We start from the raw sequence: 23,036 nt of genomic DNA, 5'->3' as shown, positions 1-23,036 counted from the left end.
CCTTTTCGTGGCCTCAAACCTGCACCGCATCTTTTCTGTCGCGGTCAGCCGACGGACGGATTCACTTACCCGGTTCATCCGGTCATTGCCAGTTCATACTTTTTTTCAATTTATTCAAACCTTCACGACGCTTTTGCCGTAAAACGTGCGGCTGTTTCCGTTTCGTTTTAGAAATTTTCTCTCCCGTGCAATTAAGGATGAAGTGTTGAAAAGGCGTCTGTTGTTCACCGTTACCGCTACTGTTTTTTGGGCCTCGCTGGCGCAGGCTGATGCGATTCCCTTTCCTGTGACGCCTCCGGCGATTGATGCGGCTTCCTGGGTTTTGATGGATGCCACCACCGGGCAGGTGCTGACCGCGGGCAATCCCGACGAACGCCGCAATCCTGCCAGCCTGACCAAACTGATGACCGGCTACGTAGTCGACCGCGCTATCGACCAGAAGAAAATCAGCCGTGACGACATGGTCACGGTCGGCAAAGATGCCTGGGCGGCGGGAAATCCGGTGTTTAAAGGCTCCTCACTGATGTTCCTGAAGCCAGGCGATAAGCTGAGCGTCCGGGATCTAAGCCGCGGCGTGATTATCGATTCCGGCAATGACGCCTGTGTTGCACTGGCGGATTACGTGGCCGGCAGCGAAGCGAACTTCGTTGGCATGATGAATCATTATGTTGAGAAGCTCGGCCTGCAGAATACCCACTTTGAGACCGTTCATGGTCTGGATGCGCCGGGTCAGTACTCCAGCGCGCTGGATATGGCGAAGCTGTCACGCGCGATTATCGATGGTGAGCCTGACTTTTATGCCATGTACAGTGAGAAAACCCTGAGCTGGAACGGCATTACTCAGAACAACCGTAATGGCCTGCTGTGGGATAACAACCTGCACGTTGATGGGCTGAAAACCGGTCACACGGAAACCGCTGGCTTTAACATCATCGCGTCAAATGTAGTGGGTAAACATCGGCTGATCGCCGTCGTGATGGGCGGTAAAAGCCCGAAAGGCCGCGAAGAGCAGGCGCGTAAGCTGCTGGTCTGGGGTCAGAACACCTTTGATACCGTTCAGCTGTTCCATGCCGGTAAGAAGATTGGCAGCGAAAACGTCTGGTACGGCAATCCGCATCAGGTAGAAGTGGGAACGGCAGAAGATGTCTATCTGTCACTGCCGCGCAGTGAAGTGCAGAACGTGAAGGCGAAGTACGTCATCGATCGCAAAGATCTGGAAGCGCCGCTGAAAGCCAATGAAGTGATTGGAGAAATTCAGGTGATGGATAAAGATCAGCAGATTGCTCACTATCCGCTGGTGGCGCTGAGTGCGGTAGAGCCAGCAGGTGTGATTACCCGTCTGACGGACTATCTTAAACAGAAATTCTGATTAATCGCCGGGCAGTACAGAAACGGGTAGCCTGCGGGCTGCCCGTTTTCACATTTACACCCTGAGCCTGTTACTGATTCCTGAGAAAGGTTAAAAAGCCGTATTCAGTTGTTCATGACTTCCGGTCAGGTATGTGAGTCGGATGTTGATAATTGTAAGCGAACGTCAAAACTGTTTTGAAATATCTGGCCCGTGCTAAGCCCGAGCCGCGTTCAGGGTTAAGATAGCCCCATCATGTTCCCGTAACCGGAAAGTCACTTTGCGTCCTGACAAGCCCATCTCGAAACTGGAGTTCTGGTTTTATCGCCATTACCGATCCGTCCACGGCGTGCGCATTGCCATCGCCTTTTTACTCTGCTTCATCTTTGTCCGGGCGACCGGTATTCCGGAAGGCACCTGGCCGCTGATCACGCTGGTGGTGGTGATGGGGCCCATTTCCACCTGGGGAAATGTTTTTCCGCGAGCCCTGCAGCGCATCTGCGGCACGGTGGCGGGGTCGATTTCCGGGCTGATTGCCCTGAAGCTGGAGCTGATCTCCATGCCGGTGATGCTGGCCTGGTGCGGCATCATCATGGTAATCAGCGGCTACCTGACGCTGGGCAAACATCCCTATATGGCACTGTTGATCGGGATTACCCTGAGCGTGGTTGTGGGTGCGCCAACTGGCGATTTCACCGTGGCGCTGTGGCGCGGCGGAGATGTGATTCTGGGATCGCTGATGGCGCTGCTGTTTACCGCGATCTGGGCGCAGCGCGCCTATACACACTGGCGCATTCAGCTCTCCGACATGCTGGCGGGCATGGCAAAAATCTATCACGCTGGTTTCTCGCCCAACCTGGTTGAAAAGCCACGCCTCAACAAGCCGCTGGGCAAATTGCTGACCAGCGTGATCAAAATGCGTGCGCTGCTGGAACCGTCGAGCAAAGAGACGCGCATCCCGAAGTCGGTGCTTGAAGCGATTCAGACCATAAACCGTAATATGGTTTACACCATTGAGATGCAGATTAATGCCTGGTGGGCCTCGCGTGAGAGTCACCTGATTATGCTTAACGCGCCTGCACTCCGCCGCACTCAGCAGATGACAGAGAACACGCTACGGGCGCTCTCGGTGATGGCGATTGAGGGTGAAACAGAAGAGGTGATAGCCAACAGCCATGAGCTGACCGAAATCAGTGGCGAACTGCGCAGACTGATCGCCGAAGCGGGCAGCGACGGGCTGGAAGAGACGCCAATCTACGGCTATGTCTGGCTGACGCTGGAACTGGCGAAACAGCTGGAGCGCATGACCGATCTGATGCGGATGGCGTTGCGCAAATAATCACCTCAGACAATGACTTAATGTGAAACCGGGTTTCTTTGCGCTAAGATAAGAGCCAGTCTGAATTTAGCTGTGAAAATTGCTTACCTGGCGGGCTAGCCGCTAAGCTGATCGTTTTGACTCTCTCCCTGCGTCAGCAGGCTTAAAGAAAGGTGCCATCATGGAAAATGCCAAGCAGTCATTTCAGGACGTACTGGAGTTCGTGCGTATGTTCCGCCGCAAAAACAAACTGCAGCGTGAAATTGTCGATAACGAGAAGAAAATCCGCGATAACCAGAAGCGCGTTCTGCTGCTCGACAACCTGAGCGAATATATCAAACCCGGCATGAGCGTTGAGGCTATTCAGGAAATCATCGCCAGCATGCGTGTGGATTATGAAGACCGCGTGGATGAGTACATCATCAAAAACGCCGACCTGTCGAAAGAGCGTCGCGAGCTGTCGAAAAAAATCAAAGCGATGGGCGTGGGCGAACACCCGAAAGCATAAGAACAGGGCGCTTATGCGTTTTGCGTTCCATGCGAACCCGCATTCACGTCGGTGATGCGGGTTTTTTATTGCCTGTATCAGCGCAGAATTATTTACCCGCCAGCCTGCGGGCAATCTCCTGTAGCTGACGGGAGAGCGCCACTACATCGACCCGCTCATCCGCGGGCGGGGCGGTGGTCTCACGGATCACCAGCATGGTTTCCAGCGCGTTGTCTGGTGCCTCTTCATCCTGAAGCCGCGCCAGCATCCGCTCAACACTCATTGCGCCAAGATAGTGTAAATCCTGCCGCACCGTGGTCAGCGGCGGCTGATACCACGCGCTCTCGGCGGTATCGTCATAACCAATCACGGAGATCTCGCCAGGAATGGCGACACCATACTGATGCAGCGCCCGCATCGCACCCAGCGCCATCTGATCGTTGGCGACCAGCAGCGCCTGCGGCAGGTCATCGGGCAACTGAGTCAGCAGTGCCTGATAACCCGATTGCGCGCTCCAGTCACCGCGCAGCGCGCAATGCGGCGTTAGCTGATGATCGGCCAGCGCCTGACGCCATGCGTTTTCGCGCTGACGGGCTGACACCGAGCGCAGCGGCCCGCTTAACAGGCCAATCTGACGATGCCCCAGCGCCACCAGATGTTCAACGGCGGCACGTGCGCCGGACTCATTGGGATACTGACACTGCGCCACCGCCGCCTGCGGTTCGACATCCAGAAACAGCACCGGCTTGCCGCCGCACAGCAGCTGGATCTGCTGCGCTTCATCGGCATCCAGCGGCAGGTTAATCAGCAGCCCATCAACCCGCTGAGCCAGCAGTTCATTCACGGTGGCGGCCGCATCGTGGCCGCTGTCCATCGCAATCACCAGATGATAACCCGCCCGTGCAGCACGCTGTTGAATCGCCGAGGCGATCTGCGCCGGTGCCATCAGGGCCAGGTCGCTGGTCGCGAGACCCAGCGTGCGCGTCGCCTTGCCCGCCAGCTGCTGCGCCACCCGATTGGGCACATAATTGAGCTGCTGCATCGCCGCCTCAACCCTTTCCCGCGTGCGGGCTGACACCTGTTCAGAACGATTTAAAACACGTGAAACGGTTTGATATGAGACGCCGGCCAGTTGAGCGACATCATCAAGGGTCACGGAGCGGGAAGTCATTGAACTCTCCAATAGATGAAGCGACGAGTGTAACAAATTTTCGTGCTGTACTGCTGCTGCCAGCCACACGTTTACCGCCACGCCAGCGGGAAACGTGGCGGTAGCCGACCCGCGAACGCTGCCGGTTGTTAACGCTGCTGCAGATAGACCTGCAGGTTTACATCCACCGCATTCAGCAGCGGCGTGGCAAGCCCGTTTCGTTTCGCCCGCAGCAGCAGGTCGCAGATGATTTGATCGGCTTCAATATCATAACCCTGGGTGAGATCGCGGTACATTGAGGAGGTCATCGGGGTCGCGGGATTGTTTAACAGTTCAAAAATGCGGGCCGTCACCGCCGGGCGCGGCTGATAGCCTTCGGCAGTTATGACAGACAGGATCTCCGTAAAGATCCCCTGAAGCAGCGCTTCGCCGCCGCGCGCGGTGAGGATCTGCCGGGTATCGCCGCGTGCCAGGCAGCAGACTGCGCCGAGGGTGCTGAGCAGCAGCCACTTTTCCCACAGCTCATCCATAATGTTATCGCTGAACAGGGTATCAACCTGACAGTCGCGCAGCGCAGCATCAACCCGCTGCAGCCGTTCATCATTGTTGCCGTCCAGCGCGCCGTATAAGAGCTGGTGCAGTGGCGTCATCTGGATGACGTCGCCCTGATCACCCAGCGTGGCGTTGATTTTGCACAGGCCACCAATCACCTTATCTTCGCCGAAACGCTGTTGCAGCGTTGCGATATGCCGCATTCCGTTGAGAATTGGCATGATCAGCGTGTCCGGGCCGACAGCCGGCGCAATGTCCTCCATCACCTGATCAAGGGTAAAGCTTTTTACCGTCACAATAATCAGATCAAAGTGACCTGTCAGGGTGCTGGCCTGCGTCAGCTGCGGCTGTAACTTTTCGGTGCCCTGCGGCGTCTGCAACACCAGCCCATTGTTTTGCAACTGCTGATAACGGCGTTCACGCACCAGAAAAGTCACGTCCTGACCCGCCTGAGCCAGTCGTGCACCAAAGTATCCACCGGTCGCGCCGGCGCCTGCCATCAGAATCCGCATTCCACTCTTCCTTTGCTGAAAACCTTTACCTTAGAACGCCGTGAGCGCGCTTACCAGCGTTAGCCTCCGGCGCAGCGTATCGGGGTGCGTGAAAAAACAGGCAGGGAAAGCGTGAGCAGTGAGGCGAGGATGCAGAAAAATCAGATTTTCCCGGTCAGAAGGGCGAATCAGCATGCGGCGTTAAAGCCGGGTGACGCCCAGCGCGGCGGCCTGCTGTTCCCACGCCAGCACGTCCTGATAATCGTCTCGCTGCACCGGGCTGAATCCACTGATGAGATTGTCGTCGCAGACGCCGCGCCAGGCGGGATCGCTTACCAGCTGATGCAGCGCCGTGCGTAATGTCGCCAGCCGGGCCGCTGACGTTGAGGCGGCCGTGATCAGCGGCAAACCGGGTGCGGCGGGCGTCTCACCGATGATATGCAGGCCGCGCAGTTCATCCGGCACATAGCGCGCCAGCAGCGCCCAGCTCACACAGTCGATAGCGGCGATATCTGCCTGTGAATCACGCAGCGCCGCCAGCGACTGACGGTGTCCGCCGCTCAGCAGCAGCTGTGAAAAGGTCACGCCCTGAAGCGCCGCCACAAACCGCAGCGCGTTATAGCCGGATTGCGAGTCCGGGCTGTTAGCCACGGCCCGCTGACCGTTGAAATCGGCAAGCGTCGCCTGTTTATCCCGCGCCACCAGCCAGCTGCGATAATCGCGCCCGCTGCAGCCCAAAGCCTGATAGTGAAAGGTGCCGACCAGCTGAACCGCTGGTAACTGGCTGACCAGCGGATAGCCGCAGGTCTGGCTCAGCAGCAACCGCTCATCCCGCCAGTGAGCCAGCAGATCATCAGGCCAGACCGGCTGCGCGTCGGTGTCATGCTGCGCCAGCAGCGTAACCACAGCCTGCATCAATGCCCGCGTGGCAGGCGGATGGAGGGCATACATGGGCAAAGCGAGCAGATTATTCATGGGTTTTCTCCCCTGAGCGGCCCGGATGGGCATTGACGCTAACCGGTCTGGCCCAAAACTGACGCAGCCAGACCCGATAGCCCGCCACCCGAAAACCGTGGTTGCGCTGATAGTAATGCTCGCGGTCGCGCAGATAGAGCGGGCGCAGGCCATACCAGGGAACGCCAGGCAGATCGTGATGCACTGAATGGTAGTTCAGATTCAGGAACAGTATGCGCCAGGGCCAGGCCGCTTCATTATTCACCGAACGTGCCAGCGGGTCGTCCGCTGCACGATGCTCGTAAAAGGATCGTATCTTGGTCAGCGCCAGCGCCGGATAACTTACCGCCAGCAGATACCACAGCGGCGAAAACCCGAGCTCCGTCATCCAGTAAAACAGCAGAGCCAGCAGCGCGCCATGCAGCAGCCACATGCCCGTCGCATAGCGATCACCACGTCGCAACGCCTGCCACATCCCGCCAACGGTCGACGCGATATCCAGTAGCGGGCCAAGCAGCAACCGTCCCGGAAACGTGTTGCGCAGATGAATCAGCCGCTGCTGCCAGCGCGGCAACTGCGCCCAGCGGGCAGCGGAAAAATAGTAGGTTTCCGGGTCTTCGTCCGGCTCGGTCAGGGTGTGATTGCGATGATGGGCCAGATGAGAGTCGCGATAGAGCCCATAGGGATACCAGACCGCCAGCGGCAGGGTGCCGAACAGCTGATTCACCCGCGGCCAGCGCGTGGGATGACCGTGGATCAGCTCATGCTGCAGCGACATATACCAGGTGGTGAAAACGATCAGCAGCAGGGTAGCGGGCATCTGTCCCAGCGTCTGCCAGTTCAGCATTACCGAGAACCAGCCACCGTAAATCATGCCCATCAGCAGCCAGGTTGGCAGTTCGCTGCGCCAGAGCCAGCTGCGCGCGCGCTGTTTCAGCCAGGCGCGCTGCTGTAAAGAGAGATAACCGTTGTGCATCGTTCACCTGACACCAGAAGCGGGAGTCTGGAGAGTGAAAGAAAGCGCGGACAAAGACAAAGTGGATAATCTGCTTAGCTATGTCGAAATTCCTGAATATGGCGCTTAAAGATATTGACTATCAGTGGCGGCGCGGAGGGCGTAACCTTTCCCTATCAAAAATCGACTCATGCCCACAGGCGTTTATCGCCTGTCAGGAGAAATGCAGATGAAAAATATCGGCTTCTTATCCTTTGGTCACTGGACGCCTTCGTCGCAGTCCGCCACCCGCACCGCGCAGGATGTGTTACTGCAATCGATCGACTTAGCGGTCGCCGCCGAAGAGCTGGGCGCAGATGGCGCTTATTTCCGTGTCCACCATTTTGCCCGCCAGCTCAGCTCGCCGTTTCCGTTGCTGGCTGCCGTGGCAGCACGCACTAAAACGATTGAGATCGGCACCGGTGTCATCGACATGCGCTACGAAAACCCGCTCTACATGGTGGAAGACGCCAGCGCGGCAGACCTCATCTCCAACGGTCGTCTGCAGCTGGGTCTGAGCCGCGGTTCACCCGAGCAGGTGATCGATGGCTGGCGCTACTTTGGCTTTGAACCGAAAGCGGGTGAAAGCGATGCGGATATGGGCCGTCGCCACACCGAAGAGTTTCTGGAGGTGCTGCGTGGCGAAGGCTTTGCTAAGCCGAATCCACAGCCGATGTTTCCGAATCCGCCAGGTCTGCTGCGCCCTGAGCCGCTTTCGGAAGGGCTGCGTGACCGTATCTGGTGGGGATCCGGCTCCAACGCTACCGCAGAATGGGCGGCGAAAATGGGCATGAACCTGCAAAGCTCAACCCTGAAAGATGATGAGACCGGCGAGCCGTTCCACATTCAGCAGGCGAAACAGATCCGCGCCTACCGCGAGGCCTGGAAAGCGGCGGGGCATCAGCATGCGCCACGCGTTTCCGTCAGTCGCAGCATCTTTGCGCTGGTAAATGATATGGACCGCGCCTACTTTGGCCGCAGCGGTAACGATCAGGATTCCGTTGGTTTCCTGGATGAGAAAACCCGCGCCATCTTTGGCCGCAGCTATGCCGCAGAGCCAGAAGTACTGATTAAGCAGCTGGCGCAGGATGAGGCGATTGCCGAAGCAGACACGCTGCTGCTGACCGTGCCTAATCAGCTTGGTGTCGCCTACAACGCCCATGTGATTGAGGCGATTCTGAAGTACGTCGCCCCGGAACTCGGCTGGCGTTAAGTCTGAAGTCGAGCGCCCGCGCAAGCCGGGCGCTCTGTTGTTTCTTCATAAAGCGGTATTACCTGCCATTCACCTCTGCGATCGTTAACGCTTTTTAATCATTTTCTCTTCTCGTATTTCTGCCGTTTCTGCTTCGCATCAGTTCCGTCTATCCCTGCAACTACACCGGTTTAGCCAGCGAACGCGGCCATATCAGGTCTGGCCGCTGCTCTGCCAGCAGTGAATAAGACGGTTGTGTAACCGGTTGTGCCGGAATAGTCTGATGAGCATCGATGCCGCTTCGTTGATGATTCCGGGTAGCTACATCCGTTGCGCCATTGCTGGAAGCTGTTGAAACAAACCTTATTCAAAGGGATAAGCTATCAATCTTATAGGATGAGACAGGTGTGAGTTCCTGAAAATCCTCTATAGAGTAGCGATGAAAATACAAAAAGAGGTGTGACCATGAGCAATTCCATTGATGAAGATGCAAAAGATGCAAAGCCTATTGTTGAAGCCGATCGCGAAGCGCCTGAAAGCAAATGCCCCTTTCATGCGGGCAAGCCAGCGCAGCCCAATCAGGCTCCGGGTGGCGGCACAACCAACCGCGATTGGTGGCCTAACCAGCTCCGCGTTGACCTGCTGAACCAGCACTCATCCCGTTCGAATCCGCTTGATGAATCCTTCGACTACCGTAAAGAATTTGCCAAATTAGATTACTCTGCGCTGAAAGCTGACATTAAAGGGTTGCTCACCGAGTCACAGGCCTGGTGGCCCGCTGACTGGGGCAGCTATATCGGCCTGTTCATCCGCATGGCCTGGCACAGCGCCGGAACCTATCGCTCCGTAGACGGACGCGGTGGTTCAGGCCGTGGTCAGCAACGCTTTGCGCCGTTAAACTCCTGGCCGGACAACGTCAGCCTGGATAAAGCGCGCCGCCTGCTGTGGCCGATTAAACAGAAATATGGTCAGAAAATCTCCTGGGCTGACCTCTACATCCTGGCGGGTAACGTTGCGCTGGAAAACTCCGGCTTCCGTACCTTTGGCTTTGGTGCCGGACGTGACGACGTCTGGGAACCGGATATGGATGTGAACTGGGGCGAAGAAGCCGCCTGGCTGGAACACCGTCACCCGGAATCCCTGGCACAGTCGCCACTGGGTGCTACCGAGATGGGTCTGATCTACGTGAACCCGGAAGGCCCGGAACACAGCGGCGATCCTGCCTCTGCTGCCCCGGCAATTCGTGCCACCTTTGGCAACATGGGCATGAACGACGAAGAGATTGTGGCACTGATCGCGGGTGGCCATACGCTGGGTAAAACCCACGGTGCCGCACCGGCCAGCCACGTAGGTGTCGATCCGGAAACCGCACCGATTGAAGCGCAGGGCCTGGGCTGGGTTAACAGCCACGGCACGGGCGTCGGCGCAGATGCGATTACCTCTGGCCTGGAAGTGATCTGGTCGCAGACACCGACCCAGTGGAGCAACTACTTCTTCGAGAACCTGTTCAAATATGAGTGGGTTCAGACACGCAGCCCGGCGGGTGCCATTCAGTTCGTGGCAGCTGATGCGCCGGATATCATCCCGGATGCGTTTGATTCCACTAAGAAACACAAGCCGACCATGCTGGTCACCGACCTGACGCTGCGTTTTGACCCGGAGTTTGAAAAAATTTCGCGTCGTTTCCACAACGATCCGCAGGCGTTCAACGAAGCGTTTGCGCGTGCGTGGTTTAAGCTGACGCACCGTGATATGGGACCGAAAGCGCGCTACATCGGACCTGAAGTGCCACAGGAAGATCTGATCTGGCAGGATCCGCTGCCTGCACCGGTTTATCACCCAACCGTGGCAGACATCGCCCAGCTGAAAGAGAAGATTGCCGCATCCGGCCTCAGCGTCAGCGAGCTGGTCTCTGTTGCCTGGGCTTCGGCATCAACGTTCCGTGGTGGCGACAAACGTGGCGGCGCCAACGGTGCCCGACTGGCACTGCTGCCGCAGCGTGAGTGGGACATCAATGCCGTCGCAGCACGCGTCCTGCCAGCGCTGGAAGCCATTCAGCGCGAAGCCCACAAGGCTTCACTGGCGGATGTGATCGTGCTGGCGGGTGTTGTCGGTGTTGAGCAGGCGGCGAAAGCGGCTGGCGTCTCGATCGACGTACCCTTTACCCCGGGCCGTGTCGATGCGCGTCAGGATCAGACCGACATTGAGTCGTTCGATCTGCTTAAACCGCGTGCGGATGGTTTCCGTAACTACGGCACCGGCTTCGGCAAAACCACCACCGAAAGCCTGCTGATCGATAAAGCGCAGCAGCTGACCCTGACCGTGCCGGAGTTAACGGTGCTGGTGGGCGGGATGCGTGCCCTGGGCGCTAATTTCGATGGCAGCCAGCACGGTATCTTCACCCACCATGTGGGATCGCTGAACACAGACTTCTTCGTGAATCTGCTGGATATGCGTACCGAGTGGAAAGCGACTGATGGCAGCAATGAGAAATTCATCGGACGCGATCGTGTGAGTGGTGAAACCCGTTTCACCGCCACCCGCGCCGATCTGGTGTTTGGTTCCAACGCGGTGTTACGCGCCTCGGCGGAAGTCTATGCCAGCAGCGACGCCCGCGAAAAATTCGTCAAAGACTTTGTCGCCGCCTGGACCAAAGTGATGAATCTGGACCGGTTCGATATCTGATTGCTGTTGACGTTTTAAAAACCAGAAACCCGCTGATGTCAGCGGGTTTTTTTGCGTGTCTGAAAGCCTCAAGGGTGTAAAGGCATGTTCAGAAAATCTGTTCCTGTCGGGTATTAAAGCTCAATTACCTCTTCAGCGATGACGCTTAAAACATAAATGTTATTGCTTAATTGGCATTTCGGATGCGCTCTGTCGCCAGATAAAGTCATTTTATTATTCTGACTGACGGACTGGCTATGATGATCAGATTCTCTTTTTTATGGCCCCTTTTTACGCTCGATTTCATATTACATTTCAGCAGAGCACTCACTTTCACGCTCTTTCCCATCTACCTTTCACAGACACTGCAGTTTAATCCGCTGATGACAGGCTATGCGCTGGGAGGCAGCCTGGTGATAGCAACGGTGGCGGGTGTCTGGTGTGGCGTGTTAATTGATCGCTTCACTGCTCAGCGGTCCCTTTTTCTGGCGATTCTCCTCTCGGTTGTTGTCTATGGCTTATTAACACACGTCCAACACTTCATTCAGGTTTTGGTTTTACTTATCATGATTGAGGTCGCTTTCACCACCATGCACCTCGCAGTAAAATCGCTTCTGTCAGGCTTGTTGTCTGCTGACCAACGAGGAGCCGCCTTTTCGGTTACCTATACCCTGATTAATATCGCTTTTTGCAGCGCGCCGATTCTCGGTATTCTCGCCAGTCACTATGCCGTACATGCGCCGATGTGGTTGTCCGCAGGATTAAGTTTTATTTCACTCTGCATACTCAGCCTGTACTACCGACGTTACGATGCTCATCTGCAGGTAAACTCTCCCGTTAACGGGCCGAAAACCAGCCTGAAACAGACGTTCAGCGTATTAATCAGCGATTATCGGTTGCAGCTTTTTACCCTTGGGGGGTTGTTCAGCGCGCTGGTCTATGCCCGTTTTGCGACGTATTTATCGCAGTATCTGGGATATGTGGTCAGCGAGTCAGAAGCACTGAGGTTGATTACGTTGATTGTCAGTATCAACGCAGCAACGGTCATTCTGTTGCAGTATGTTATTGGCAAAAGGATTACACAGAAAAATATGGTGTTCAGCGTGATGGCCGGAACCGGATTACTGGTGATGGGATTATATTTCTATCATGTCTCTGAACTGACCCTGTTCTGGATTATCGCCACCGTATTCTTCTCGTTAGGCGAGGTCATTCTTGTTCCGTCGGAGTTTCTTTTTATCGATTCTATTGCCCGTGATGATATGAAAGGGGCCTACTTCGGTGTGCAGAATATTGCGATGTCAGGCGGTGGAGCCAACGCTATTCTCTTCGGCTACCTGCTTAACAGCCATCTTATCCCGCCATCATCCATCTTCTATTTACTGATTTTGTTTGCCCTGCTGGAATGTGCTTTATACCTTATTGGCATTCGCCAGAAAAACAGGGTGGTGTCGGCCAGAGAGTCCTGAGCGCTGCCCGGACGGAATAAGAGAAGTGAAATAATACCCAACAAAAAACCCGCTCCGGTTTCCCTGAGCGGGTTTACGAATCTGGCTCATCTGACCGGGCACGTCTTTGCCAGTAACTGACTACTCATCACGCTAAGCCTGAATGATATTTCTGTCAGGACCGCCCTGATGACCACCAATAGTTGCGGGTTTCACCAATCTGGTTGCACTGTCTGGTGTAACTCCCTCTCTGTTTTGCTGGATCAAATGACACGCCACATGGTGCCCGGGCGACGCTTCACGTAATTCCGGTACTGCCTCGCGGCACTGCGTTTCCGCCTGCGGGCAGCGTGACGAGAAGCGGCAGCCGGATGGCGGGTGTGACGGATCCGGAATCTCCCCCTTGATCACCTCGGTGGGTTCATGTTGTGGGTCGAGCGTCGGTACGGCGGCCAGTAGCGCCTGCGTGTAAGGATGCAGCGGCTGACTGAACAGGGCGTCGCGGCTGGCGGTCTCCACCAGTTGCCCGAGATACATCACCGCCACGTCATCGCAAAGATGTTCCACCACGCCGAGGTCATGCGAAATAAACAGGAAGGTGACGCCGAGGTCATCGCGCAGATCGGAAAACAGGTTGATGATCTGCGCCTGAATGGAGACATCCAGCGCTGAAATGGGCTCATCGGCGACAATAAAGTCCGGATTGAGAATCAGTGCCCGGGCAATGCCAATGCGCTGGCGTTGTCCCCCCGAGAATTCGTGCGGGAAACGCGGGTAATGTTGCGGAGCCAGCCCGCAAATCTTCATTACCGCGATCACTCTGTCATACAACTCCGCTCGGGTGCAGAGTTTATGCGCCAGTAGCGCCTCACCAATTGCATCGCCGATACGCATACGCGGATTGAGAGAGCTGTAGGGATCCTGAAACACCAGCTGGATTCTGGGGCGCAGCGCCTGCATTTCCCGCGCCGTCAGCGTCGACAGGTCCTGTCCCCGATATTTAATCGTGCCAGCGGTTTTATCATATAAGCCCAGCAGAGTGCGGCCTACGGTGGTTTTGCCGCTGCCGGATTCGCCCACCAGACCGAAAATGGTGCCCGGACGGATGCGAAAGCTGACACCGTCAACGGCACGAAGCTGATCGGTTTCCTGACCAAACAGGCCATCGCGTATCGGGAAGTGCTTCTTCAGCCCGTCCACTTCAATGATGTATTCAGAACTCATGCGAAAGATTCCACTTTTTCACGGTGAAAACAGGCGGCCTGCCGCGTTGTACCCACCAGCGGCGGTATGCCTGCCCGGCAGATTTCGCTGGCGCGTTCGCAGCGGTCAAAAAAAGCGCAGAATGCGGGCAGCGCGGCAAGATCGGGCACCTGACCGGGGATGGAATAGAGCCGACGTCGCCGCTCGCCGGGAACCGGTCGGGACGCGATGAGGCCTTGGGTATAGGGATGCAGCGGATTACGCAGTACCTCTGCGGTGGGGCCGTATTCAACAACCCGCCCGGCATACATCACGACTACCTGCTCCGCCATCCGGGCAATGACGCCCAGATCGTGGGTGATCAGCATCAGCGCCATCTGGCTGGCACGGGCCTGATCGCGCAGGAGACGCAGAATCTGAGCCTGAACGGTGACGTCCAGCGCCGTGGTTGGCTCGTCGGCAATCAGCAGTTTCGGCTGGCAGCTGAGTGCCATCGCAATCATGATGCGTTGCAGCATGCCGCCGGACAGCTGGTGCGGGTAGCTGGTCATCAGACTCTCCGCGCGCGCCAGTCCGACGCGGCTAATCAGCGCGATCGCCTGCTGCCAGGCGGCTTTAGGCGATTCCCCCCGATGGCGAATCAATGGCTCACACAGCTGTTCGCCAATGGTCAGCACCGGATTCAGGGCGCTCATCGGTTCCTGAAAAATCATCGCCAGCTGGTTGCCTCGCAGGTCGGCCATCCTGGCGGGATTGAGTGTCAGCAGATCCTGCCCCTGGAAGCGGATGGCGCCGCCGTCAATACGCGCGGCCTGCGGCGGCAACAGTCCCATCAACGACATGGCGGTAACGCTTTTGCCACAGCCGGATTCGCCGACAATACCCAGGGTCTGTCCGGCATGAATAGTAAAGGAGACCTCCTGCACGGCCTGCACACGCCCCTGTTCGGCGGCAAAGGAGACGGATAACTGTTCAAAGGTGATCAGTGGCTGGCTCATTTCTGGCTCCGTTTCATGCGGGGATCGAGCGCATCACGCAAGCCGTCGCCCAGTACGTTAATGGCAACCACGGTGATAAAGATGGCGATGCCCGGTGGCATCCACAGCCACGGGCGACGCTGGAAGTCGATCAGGCTATTGGCGGCATCCATCATGTTGCCCCAGGAGGGTGTCGGCGGGACGACGCCAAGACCGAGATAGCTCAGCGCCGACTCGCTCAGAATGGCGTTCGCCACTGCCATCGTCGCCATCACCACCAGAATCGGGATGGTATTGGGCAGCAGATGACCAAACAGGCGGCGACGTGATGACAGGCCCAGTACCTGCGTTGCCAGCATAAAATCACGCTCGCGCAGCGAAAGGATTTGCCCGCGCACCAGCCGCGCCAGTTTAGGCCACTCCAGCAGGCTCAGCATGATGACCACCATATAGATGCGCGCATCCGCTGAGAAATCGAGTTCCGACAGCATGGCGCCAGCGACAATCAGCAGCGGCAGGCTGGGAATGGTCATGACCAGATCGGCCAGACGCATAATCAGCTTGTCGGTCAGGCCACCCGCGTAGCCCGACACGGCACCGAGCAGATAACCCAGCGCCACCGACAGCAACATCGTCAGCAGGCCAATGGTCAGCGAAATGCGCCCGGCAAGGAGCAAACGGGTGTAGACATCCCGCCCCAGGAAATCGGTTCCCAGCCAGTGTTGCGCCCCTGGCGGTTTGTTGATCATCAGGGCATCCGTGGCGTCATCCTGCCACGGCGACCAGATCGGCCCCAGCACGCACCAGATCGCCATGACAATCAGTAAAACCAGGCACAGCATCGCCAGCGGATTGCGCCGTAATGCCTGCCATGCCTGGCGCCACGGTGAGGGCGTGGCCTGGGCCAGCGCAGGGATTACCGCTTTGCGCAGGCGGCGTTGCGTGGAAAAAAGTGAACTGATCATCATGAACTCACCCGAATACGCGGGTCAGCCCACGCGTAAAGCACGTCGGCCAGCAGATTGCCGAGGATAGTTAATACCGCCAGAAACAGCGTGAAACCCATCAGCACCGGATAGTCACGGGCAGCGAGCGAATCGATGTGGATATGTCCTGCACCCGGCCAGTTGAAGACTTTTTCGGTGATGAGGGCACCCGAGAACAGGCCCGGTAGCTCAAAGCCGAGCAGGGTAATGATCGGCAGCAGCGCATTGCGTAACGCATGTTTCATGATCACCGTGCGTTCGCGTAAACCTTTTGCCCGGGCAGTGCGGATGAAATCCATTTTGATGACGTCGAGCATGCTGGCGCGAAAATAGCGCGTCAGGCTGCCCGCCTGCAACATCACCAGTGCCAGCACCGGCAGCATCAGGTGGGCCGCCACCTGGACAATATAGGCCCAGCCGCTGTCATCACTGCCGGTGTTGGTCATGCCGCCGACCGGCAACCAGTGCAGATCTACCGCGAACCATTTGATTAACAGCAGGCAGAGAAAAAAGGTTGGAAAAGACATTGCGGCAAACACCAGCACGCTGACCAGATGATCGAACCACGAGTTGGGTTTGATTGCCGACGCGATACCGGCGGCAAGGCCAATTCCCCAATAAAATACCAGCGCGACACTGGCGAGCAGGAAGGAATTCCAGACGTACTGGTTAAGCAACTGAGTGACAGGAATCTGGTATTGCAGTGAGAAACCCAAATCACCCCGCAACAGCTGGCCGAGCCAGTGCAGATAGCGGGTGAGCAGCGGCTGATCAAGGCCGTAAATCGCCTTCAGTTCAGCTGCGCGCGCGGCGGTCAGCGTCACGTTGCCGTCGATAAAGTCACCGGGTGTCTTTGCAAACAACATAAAAATGATAAAAGAGGCAAACAGCAGCATGGGCAGGGTGTTCAGCAGCCGCCGCAGGATAAAATTTCTCATGGTCTTCTCATATCAGCCGTCAGGAAGTCCCGACGGCTGAACAGTGGGCAAGGTTACTTAACGATTTTGACGTCCGGCAGACTGCCGGTCAGGCCGTTATAGATATCCGGTTTAAAGCCGGTCACGCGGCCGCTGCTGGCGGAGAGGATCTGGCGATAACCGAGCAGGATCACCGGTGGGTCATCTGCCAGCACTTTATACAGCTGGTGGTAAATCGGTTTGCGCTGTGCCACATCCAGCACGGCATTGCCTTCGTTAATCAGCTTATCCACCTGAGGATTGTTATAACCGGACTCCCTGGCCTCGGTGCTGTAGTAATCCCATACCCCGTCATGCGGATCGTTTAACGTGCTGGTACTAAAGGACGCCAGGTCGTAATTGCCCGCTTTGCGCTGCGCCATCAGCGCATTGAAGTCCACCACCTGGGGTTTCAGCAGCACACCAATTTTCTGCCAGTCCTCTTTGGCGATCGGGATAAGCGCGTCGTTCAGCACTTTTTTGCTTGCCAGTAAGGTCAGTTCAAGACGTTTGCCGTCCTTTACGCGAATACCATCGGCTCCGGGTTTCCAGCCCGCCTCATCAAGCAATTTTTTCGCCTGTGCCGGATCGTATTTGTAGGGATTCACGCCATCCGGGTTATACGCCCAGGAGATAGGCGCGATAGGTTCGACAGCAACCCTGCCATACCCCTGGTACACCACATCGATTAGCTTCTGACGATCCAGCCCGTAAATCAGCGCCTGACGTACCTTCGCGTCCTGCAACGCCGGGCGGCGAACGTTGAACTCGACTTTGCTGTAATCACTGGACCCGTAGAGATTGATATTGGCAAAGCCGAGCAGTTTCAGCTGCTCAATATCATCCGGTCGTGAAGTGAAGGCGTCGTAATCCGTTTCACCGGTCTGGAACAACTGGAAATTGGTTGAGGGGTTAGTGACGCGATAAATAAAACGAGGCGTTGGCGGTGTGCCACGATAAAAGTGGCTATTGGCATGAAAACGAATTTCCTGCCCCGGGATGTATTTGTCATAGACATAGGGGCCATTGCCCAGCGGTTTGCCATGCAGGGTGCGCAGATAGTCAAGATTGCCACGCTTATAGCCTTTGCCGTAATAAGCTTCCGACAGCACCGGCCCGCCAATTTTTGCCAGTGTGGTTGCGCCAGGTTGTGTGGTGGTGATCTGGAGCGTGAGGGGATCGATCACTTTCAGGCCACTGACGCTGTCGGCTTTACCTGCTTTATATTCCGCACCCCCGGCAATATTCGCGAGCGTGATGTCGGTGTCGCCATCATATTTCGGGTCGTACAGGACGGTAAGGGTAAAGGCGACGTCTTTAGCGGTGAGTGGGGAGCCGTCGCTGAACGTCAGATTGGGGCGCAGCTTAATGGTATAGACTTTGTAATCCGGGTTTACCGTCCAGCTTTCCGCCAGACCCGGCACCAGATTGCCGTGGCTGTCCCAGTCAATCAGGCGTGAAAAAATGACGTTGGTGACATTTTCATCCCAGCCGTTGACAAAAAAGTAAGGGTTAAAAATTCCCTGAGGTTCAGAAATGCCCGCCACCACCGTATCTTTGCGCAATTTCGCCGCTGCCGGAATCTGGCTGGAATCGGTGGCCGGGGTGATACCTTCTTTAAGGGCATCGTCGGCAAACGTCATAGAGCTGAAGGCTGCAAGGCTGCTGAAGAGTGCTATTTTAAGTCTGAACTGCATGCTTTGTTTGTTTATTAAACTGACCAAAAGAGATCCCTCAAAAATATAATGACAATGTTCATTTACAAAAAATGAAAATTAATCTTCCCCTGATCCGGTGTCTAACAATCAAACGCTATAACAAATAACGAAATGTCCTTATGTTATTTATGGATAAGCTTGGGAATAATTGTCTTTATTATAAGAATGCGACTCAGATCAACGTTACGGCACATTAAAAAGATCGGTTACGAATCCGGACGTCTGCGCTATTTTTAACGCGTTAAAACGGAATGCCGCGGTAAGGATATTTACCGCTGACTGTCATTGTGGATTTCATTCGGGCCCAACGTGTGAGACATGCGGCAGTGCTGTCCAGCCCAACTCCGGCGCAATCAGCGTCGCAAAATCGCTGATAATCTGGCTGTACTCCGCATAATGCAATTCATAAGGCAGTTCAATTCTCAGCTCATTCACCAGACGTAAGACGGGATCGTGAAACAGCCGTTCGAGAATCTGCTCCGCACTGCCCACGATATCCTGAGAGAACAGGGTGCGTCGGGAGCCCTGGGGTGCCAGAGTGCGTGGGTAGCGGCTGGCGGCAAACTGCTGATAATGTCTGCGGGTGGTGGCATCCGCACTGTCGGTGGGAATGATGACGCGTCCCAGGGCGATGCGCGCCGCACGCCGACCGGCAGCCGTGAGATTTTCACGATACAGCTGGATTAGTGTCCGCTGTGCCTGGTAAAAATCATCCGTTTCTTCACCGGAGGTGAGATTGCCCGCGAGCAGATTAAACCCGTGGCTGCCTGCCCAGCGCGCCGAGCGAAGTGATCCTCCGCCGTACCACAATCTGTCGACCAGACCGGCTGCAAAGGGCTGAACACGCGGGCGTTGCGTATTGCCGGGTGAGAGAATGACCGTATTGTCATCACCGAAGAAGCGGCCACTCAGGTTATCGCGCAGAGTCAGGACGCGCTGGTAAGAAAAATCCTGCTGCTGCCAGGCATCACCCCAGACAGAATGACCGATTAACTCAAGATGATTGGGTGCGCCTGCGCTCAGGCCGACATTCAACCGTCCCCTGGCGAGAATATCCACTGTCGCCAGGTCTTCGGCCAGACGAAATGGACTCTCATAACCCATCTGAATTACGGCGCTGCCCAGTTCTATCTGGCGGGTACGTTGCGTGGCGGCGGCGAGAAAGGTGCTGGCTGACGATACGCCATGTTCCAGATGTCGCTGGCGTACCCAGGCACCATTAAAACCCAGCTGTTCACCGCGTTCGAACAGCTGTAACGTCTGTTCAAGACCCTGAAGCGGAGCGTCATCAGGATAATTCCCCGGTGTCAGAAACGAGATATGCGAGATAGCCGGTTGCGTCATTCTGTTTTACTCATCCCGGGGCTTAAGGCGTCAGCGTGACGACATGCTGGCGAATATCCGGATGGCTGGCGATCAGACCCTGTTGCTGATACCAGTCGGCTATATGCCCGATATGGATTATCGCGGCGTCATCGACCGGCGTGATGGGAAAGGTGTTGACCTTGCCCAGCAGTGCCGCCAGTGTGCTTCCCTGCTGCCCCATCTTTACCTGCCTCAAGCGGATGGGCTTTAGCCCAGTGGTTCTCTTGCTGCAATACGTCATAAACCCAGTTAAGCACTTCAGGGTGCGCCTGATAAAACGCTTCGCTGACGAAATAACCTGCTGCATTTTCCGAACCAATCTGCTGGCCCGTACTCAGCTGGCGGGCGTCATAATTCTGTATGGCCAGAGAGAGGAAGGGATCCCAGGTCGCCCAGGCATCGACATGTCCTCCCACAAATGCTGTACCGGTGTCGGAAGGACTGAGATAAACTTTGGTCACCTCCTGCTCCGGAATCCCGGCACGATCCAGCGCGCGTGAGAGCAGATACTCGCCTGTCCCGCCTTTATTCACCGCCACCTTTTTGCCGCGCAGATCCTGCAACGAATGGATATCACTGCTATTGCGTACCACAATCCCTTCACCTTCACCGGGCATGGCCTGATAAGCAAAGAAACGCAACGGCAAACCCGCAGCGATGGCGGTAACAAACGCTGTGGAGCTGCCGGTGGTCATGTCAATTGAACCGGCATTTAACGCTTCATAAGCCGGGGCGGCAGCCGCAAACGGGCCCGACCAGACGACGTTCACCTGATGCGCGGCCAGCGCTTTTTCCAGCGTTCCTTTCTCTTTAGCCAGCGCTAAGTCCGTGGGGCCTCGCAGAAAACCAATGCGCAGCGTGAGCGGTTCAGTCGCCATGGCCATTCCGGCACACAGTATCAGTGCAGCAACAGCGGTACGGGGTATCCAGCGGGTCATATCTGTCTCCTGGCGTTCAGGGATAAAGCCATCGGGATGAAACCCACGGCAAAAAGATCGTCAGCCTGCTGCTGCTGTTCGGCTAACAGAGCGTCACTGGCTGGGGTGATACCCCAGGGACGCCCGCGTATTGTTTTCAGCCACTCATCAGGCAGGATGGCCGGGTTGAGTTTGTCGGCAAGAATCTGCGCGGCGGCTACCGGATGCTGCTCAATCCAGGCATCATTTACGCGCAACTGTTTCACGACCCAGGCTGCGACTTCGGGGTAACGTTGTTGCCAGGCGGCACGCGTCCAGAACAGTGAACGGTTAATGATTTCATCGCCGACGGTGGAGCGCGCAACGACATCCTTTATCTGTAACGCGCGAGTCAGCCAGGGATCGATCGCCAGCCAGCCATCAATGTCGCCATTGCGTAACGCAGTCATGGCATCCTGCCCCTGCAGGTCCAGCAGGGTGACATCGGTGCGGCGCAGGTTCTGTTTTTGCAGCAGACGCGCCAGAAAATGATCGGTGAAAGAACCGGGCATGCCCGTCAGTCGCTTACCACGCAGCGAGGAGATAGCGTTGCTTTGCAATGTCAGCAACGCGCAGTTGTTATTACGTGGCGGCGAGCTGGCGAGATAAGCGACGTCCAGCCCGGTGGCCTGCGCACTTATCGGCGGGGTTGACCCGGTGCCAACCACATCGACCTGTTCATCAGCCAGCCACTCGCCGCTGCGTGCGCCCTGGGTATAGTCGAACCATTCCAGCTGCCAGCCCCGGTCTCTGGCGGCAGGTTCGATGACATCGCGATGGCGCAGAATAAACAGCGAGAGATTACTGGGATGGCTTCCCAGACGGATTTTCATTGTGCTGGATCTCCACTTCCGACCGGACGATCCCACAGATTTCCCCAGGTAAAGGTATTCTTTGCCGCGTCATCCGGCGGGGTGAGCGACAGTCGTGGCATCACCAGTTCGCTAAAGCGATAGGCTTCCTCAAGCAAGGGGAAACCGGACAGGATAAACACCTCAACCCCCGCCTGCTGATAGGCTCGCAGGGTCCGTTCGACCGTTTCCGGACTGCCGACGATAGCGGTGCCAGGCCCGGGACGCACCAGGCCTATGCCCGCCCACAGTCCAGGGTAGATCTCCAGCTCGCGCGGATCGGCGGGTTTCTGATCATTGTGCAGGGCACTCATACGGGACTGGCCTATTGAGTCTGAACCGCGGGCCAGGTGCTGCCGGGCGGCAATGGCGCTGTCGTCCATCGAGGCATAAAGCGCGTCTACCGCCTGCCACGCAAGCTCATCGGTTTCGCGCACGATCACATAAAGACGAATGCCGTAGCGTAACTGGCGATGGTGTTTATCGGCTCTGGCTTTCACCTGGGCGATTTTCTCTGCGGCCTGTGGGGGCGTCTCTCCCCACGAAAGATAGGTGTCGATGTGCTTTGCCGCGACTTCCTGTGCCGCTTCAGAGGAGCCACCAAACCACAGCGGTGGCGGGGGATATCCGCCATTGCTCAATGCCAGCCTGGCGTTCTCAATATCCAGGTGTTCCCCTTTGAAGCTGACATTTTCCTGATTGAGCAGGGGACGTAATACCTGCAAAAATTCGTCACTAAGGTCATATCGGGCATCGTGATCCAGGTGCATGCCGTAAGCGCCCAGCGTGTTTTTATCACCGCTGACCACGTTGAGCAGCACCCGGCCTTTCGAAAACTGGTTAAACGTCACGGCCATTTTGGCAAGCAGGGTGGGTGAGATCAGACCCGGCTGGATAGCAATCAGGAACTTCATGCGTTCGGTATAGGGAATGAGTGACGCCCCCAGAATCCAGGGGTCATGGGCACCGGTCGCCAGCAGCGCGCCGGTAAAACCCAGATGATCAACCGCACGGGCGACCTGCTGGAAATAGGCGTAGTTGACCTGCCGGCTGCCGGAGGCGGCCCAGGGTTGATGACCGTCTGGCGCGGTCAGATACCAGTAAATTTCCACGGTGGTTCTCAAAGTAATACAAACAGGAACCAAAGGAATAACAAAGGGTTATTGCGAGGGGAAATACTAATTATGGCAAAGTTTATCTATATCCAGGCTTAAGGTTATTTATCAAGCCGGGTTAGGAAGGTTGTTAAAATAAACGCGACCCTGCTGGGCCGTTATTTATCCGTTATTAACAGTGATTCGCTTTCATTTCATATTTTGACGCTTTACGGCGTTAAATACGCATCAGCAGGTGGATATCATTGGCAGGAGATAGTGATGGCGCTTTTTTGTCAGGCTATGTGGTCCGGGGTTGGTATCAGTTACCC

The 23,036-nt window shown here is 56.3% G+C and carries 20 protein-coding genes; 6 read left to right on the top strand and 14 right to left on the bottom strand.

Annotated elements, in window-relative coordinates:
• The first annotated feature begins 205 nt into the window (after positions 1-205).
• The 3 genes from dacD to tmaR all read left to right on the top strand — a co-directional run bounded on the left by dacD (position 206) and on the right by tmaR (position 3,174).
• Positions 206-1,369: a serine-type D-Ala-D-Ala carboxypeptidase DacD gene (gene dacD / locus FA92_RS11325; protein WP_179291158.1), complete on the top strand. Its 1,164-nt coding sequence runs from the start codon at positions 206-208 to the stop codon at positions 1,367-1,369.
• Between the two features lie 259 nt (positions 1,370-1,628).
• A complete protein-coding gene (locus FA92_RS11320; protein WP_033783615.1) occupies positions 1,629-2,687 on the top strand; it encodes an FUSC family protein in 1,059 nt (352 codons plus the stop codon).
• A gap of 160 nt (positions 2,688-2,847) precedes the next feature.
• The gene (tmaR, locus tag FA92_RS11315; RefSeq protein WP_004571340.1) at positions 2,848-3,174 is read left to right on the top strand and encodes a PTS system regulator TmaR; all 327 of its coding nucleotides are present in this window, start codon (positions 2,848-2,850) and stop codon (positions 3,172-3,174) included.
• A gap of 88 nt (positions 3,175-3,262) precedes the next feature.
• On the opposite strand, the gene FA92_RS11310 is transcribed toward tmaR, so the two are convergent.
• From FA92_RS11310 to FA92_RS11295, 4 genes are all read right to left on the bottom strand, one after another.
• Positions 3,263-4,324, bottom strand: coding sequence for a LacI family DNA-binding transcriptional regulator (locus FA92_RS11310; protein ID WP_033783614.1), 1,062 nt, complete (start codon positions 4,322-4,324; stop codon positions 3,263-3,265).
• Between the two features lie 128 nt (positions 4,325-4,452).
• Positions 4,453-5,367, bottom strand: coding sequence for a ketopantoate reductase family protein (locus FA92_RS11305; protein ID WP_033783613.1), 915 nt, complete (start codon positions 5,365-5,367; stop codon positions 4,453-4,455).
• Between the two features lie 180 nt (positions 5,368-5,547).
• Positions 5,548-6,321, bottom strand: a complete 774-nt coding sequence (locus FA92_RS11300) for a PhnD/SsuA/transferrin family substrate-binding protein (protein ID WP_013358416.1) — start codon at positions 6,319-6,321, stop codon at positions 5,548-5,550.
• Positions 6,314-7,276 (bottom strand): fatty acid desaturase, encoded by a 963-nt coding sequence (locus FA92_RS11295; protein WP_033783612.1) that lies wholly within the window; start codon positions 7,274-7,276, stop codon positions 6,314-6,316. The genes FA92_RS11300 and FA92_RS11295 overlap by 8 nt, the downstream gene beginning before the upstream one ends.
• 208 nt (positions 7,277-7,484) lie before the next feature.
• Here FA92_RS11295 and FA92_RS11290 point away from each other — a divergent pair, with 208 nt between their 5' ends.
• From FA92_RS11290 to FA92_RS11280, 3 genes are all read left to right on the top strand, one after another.
• The gene (locus tag FA92_RS11290) at positions 7,485-8,507 is read left to right on the top strand and encodes an LLM class flavin-dependent oxidoreductase (protein ID WP_013358412.1); all 1,023 of its coding nucleotides are present in this window, start codon (positions 7,485-7,487) and stop codon (positions 8,505-8,507) included.
• Positions 8,508-8,951: 444 nt separating this feature from the next.
• Positions 8,952-11,171, top strand: coding sequence for a catalase/peroxidase HPI (gene katG / locus FA92_RS11285; RefSeq protein ID WP_033783611.1), 2,220 nt, complete (start codon positions 8,952-8,954; stop codon positions 11,169-11,171).
• A gap of 236 nt (positions 11,172-11,407) precedes the next feature.
• On the top strand, positions 11,408-12,619 hold the full coding sequence (locus FA92_RS11280) for an MFS transporter (protein ID WP_033783610.1): 1,212 nt from the start codon (positions 11,408-11,410) through the stop codon (positions 12,617-12,619).
• A 132-nt stretch (positions 12,620-12,751) separates the two neighbouring features.
• On the opposite strand, the gene FA92_RS11275 is transcribed toward FA92_RS11280, so the two are convergent.
• From FA92_RS11275 to FA92_RS11235, 10 genes are all read right to left on the bottom strand, one after another.
• Positions 12,752-13,822: an oligopeptide/dipeptide ABC transporter ATP-binding protein gene (locus FA92_RS11275; RefSeq protein WP_033783609.1), complete on the bottom strand. Its 1,071-nt coding sequence runs from the start codon at positions 13,820-13,822 to the stop codon at positions 12,752-12,754.
• Entirely contained in the window at positions 13,819-14,799 is a 981-nt protein-coding gene (locus tag FA92_RS11270) for an ABC transporter ATP-binding protein (RefSeq protein ID WP_033783608.1), read from the bottom strand. Before FA92_RS11270 ends, FA92_RS11275 begins: the two co-directional genes overlap by 4 nt.
• Positions 14,796-15,743 (bottom strand): oligopeptide ABC transporter permease, encoded by a 948-nt coding sequence (gene opp4C, locus FA92_RS11265; protein WP_033784641.1) that lies wholly within the window; start codon positions 15,741-15,743, stop codon positions 14,796-14,798. The genes FA92_RS11270 and opp4C overlap by 4 nt, the downstream gene beginning before the upstream one ends.
• Positions 15,743-16,702, bottom strand: a complete 960-nt coding sequence (locus FA92_RS11260; RefSeq protein ID WP_033783607.1) for an ABC transporter permease — start codon at positions 16,700-16,702, stop codon at positions 15,743-15,745. Before FA92_RS11260 ends, opp4C begins: the two co-directional genes overlap by 1 nt.
• A gap of 53 nt (positions 16,703-16,755) precedes the next feature.
• Positions 16,756-18,417 (bottom strand): ABC transporter substrate-binding protein, encoded by a 1,662-nt coding sequence (locus FA92_RS11255; protein WP_051926520.1) that lies wholly within the window; start codon positions 18,415-18,417, stop codon positions 16,756-16,758.
• Positions 18,418-18,732: 315 nt separating this feature from the next.
• Positions 18,733-19,782: an LLM class flavin-dependent oxidoreductase gene (locus FA92_RS11250; RefSeq protein ID WP_033783606.1), complete on the bottom strand. Its 1,050-nt coding sequence runs from the start codon at positions 19,780-19,782 to the stop codon at positions 18,733-18,735.
• 22 nt (positions 19,783-19,804) lie between these two features.
• Positions 19,805-19,984 (bottom strand): hypothetical protein, encoded by a 180-nt coding sequence (locus FA92_RS23625; protein ID WP_239780533.1) that lies wholly within the window; start codon positions 19,982-19,984, stop codon positions 19,805-19,807.
• Positions 19,911-20,741, bottom strand: coding sequence for an aliphatic sulfonate ABC transporter substrate-binding protein (locus tag FA92_RS11245; protein ID WP_239780531.1), 831 nt, complete (start codon positions 20,739-20,741; stop codon positions 19,911-19,913). Before FA92_RS11245 ends, FA92_RS23625 begins: the two co-directional genes overlap by 74 nt.
• Positions 20,738-21,592: an ABC transporter substrate-binding protein gene (locus FA92_RS11240; protein ID WP_033783605.1), complete on the bottom strand. Its 855-nt coding sequence runs from the start codon at positions 21,590-21,592 to the stop codon at positions 20,738-20,740. Before FA92_RS11240 ends, FA92_RS11245 begins: the two co-directional genes overlap by 4 nt.
• On the bottom strand, positions 21,589-22,722 hold the full coding sequence (locus tag FA92_RS11235; RefSeq protein WP_033783604.1) for an LLM class flavin-dependent oxidoreductase: 1,134 nt from the start codon (positions 22,720-22,722) through the stop codon (positions 21,589-21,591). The genes FA92_RS11240 and FA92_RS11235 overlap by 4 nt, the downstream gene beginning before the upstream one ends.
• Between the last annotated feature and the right edge of the window lie 314 nt (positions 22,723-23,036).

The organism is Pantoea sp. 9140 (genome assembly GCF_000745295.1).
Classification (GTDB): domain Bacteria; phylum Pseudomonadota; class Gammaproteobacteria; order Enterobacterales; family Enterobacteriaceae; genus Pantoea; species Pantoea vagans.
This window is presented reverse-complemented; position numbering and strand designations above follow the sequence as displayed.

Bases quoted from the DNA above. Each gene is read 5' to 3' on its own strand.
- FA92_RS11260 (WP_033783607.1), bottom strand. From the start codon at position 16,702: ATGAGAAATTTTATCCTGCGGCGGCTGCTGAACACCCTGCCCATGCTG.
- FA92_RS11310 (WP_033783614.1), bottom strand. From the start codon at position 4,324: ATGACTTCCCGCTCCGTGACCCTTGATGATGTCGCTCAACTGGCCGGC.
- FA92_RS11250 (WP_033783606.1), bottom strand. From the start codon at position 19,782: ATGACGCAACCGGCTATCTCGCATATCTCGTTTCTGACACCGGGGAAT.
- FA92_RS11305 (WP_033783613.1), bottom strand. From the start codon at position 5,367: ATGCGGATTCTGATGGCAGGCGCCGGCGCGACCGGTGGATACTTTGGT.
- katG (WP_033783611.1), top strand. From the start codon at position 8,952: ATGAGCAATTCCATTGATGAAGATGCAAAAGATGCAAAGCCTATTGTT.
- FA92_RS11290 (WP_013358412.1), top strand. From the start codon at position 7,485: ATGAAAAATATCGGCTTCTTATCCTTTGGTCACTGGACGCCTTCGTCG.
- FA92_RS11295 (WP_033783612.1), bottom strand. From the start codon at position 7,276: ATGCACAACGGTTATCTCTCTTTACAGCAGCGCGCCTGGCTGAAACAG.
- tmaR (WP_004571340.1), top strand. From the start codon at position 2,848: ATGGAAAATGCCAAGCAGTCATTTCAGGACGTACTGGAGTTCGTGCGT.
- FA92_RS11280 (WP_033783610.1), top strand. From the start codon at position 11,408: ATGATGATCAGATTCTCTTTTTTATGGCCCCTTTTTACGCTCGATTTC.
- FA92_RS11300 (WP_013358416.1), bottom strand. From the start codon at position 6,321: ATGAATAATCTGCTCGCTTTGCCCATGTATGCCCTCCATCCGCCTGCC.
- FA92_RS23625 (WP_239780533.1), bottom strand. From the start codon at position 19,984: ATGGGGCAGCAGGGAAGCACACTGGCGGCACTGCTGGGCAAGGTCAAC.
- FA92_RS11275 (WP_033783609.1), bottom strand. From the start codon at position 13,822: ATGAGTTCTGAATACATCATTGAAGTGGACGGGCTGAAGAAGCACTTC.
- FA92_RS11270 (WP_033783608.1), bottom strand. From the start codon at position 14,799: ATGAGCCAGCCACTGATCACCTTTGAACAGTTATCCGTCTCCTTTGCC.
- FA92_RS11240 (WP_033783605.1), bottom strand. From the start codon at position 21,592: ATGAAAATCCGTCTGGGAAGCCATCCCAGTAATCTCTCGCTGTTTATT.
- opp4C (WP_033784641.1), bottom strand. From the start codon at position 15,743: ATGATCAGTTCACTTTTTTCCACGCAACGCCGCCTGCGCAAAGCGGTA.
- FA92_RS11245 (WP_239780531.1), bottom strand. From the start codon at position 20,741: ATGACCCGCTGGATACCCCGTACCGCTGTTGCTGCACTGATACTGTGT.
- FA92_RS11255 (WP_051926520.1), bottom strand. From the start codon at position 18,417: ATGCAGTTCAGACTTAAAATAGCACTCTTCAGCAGCCTTGCAGCCTTC.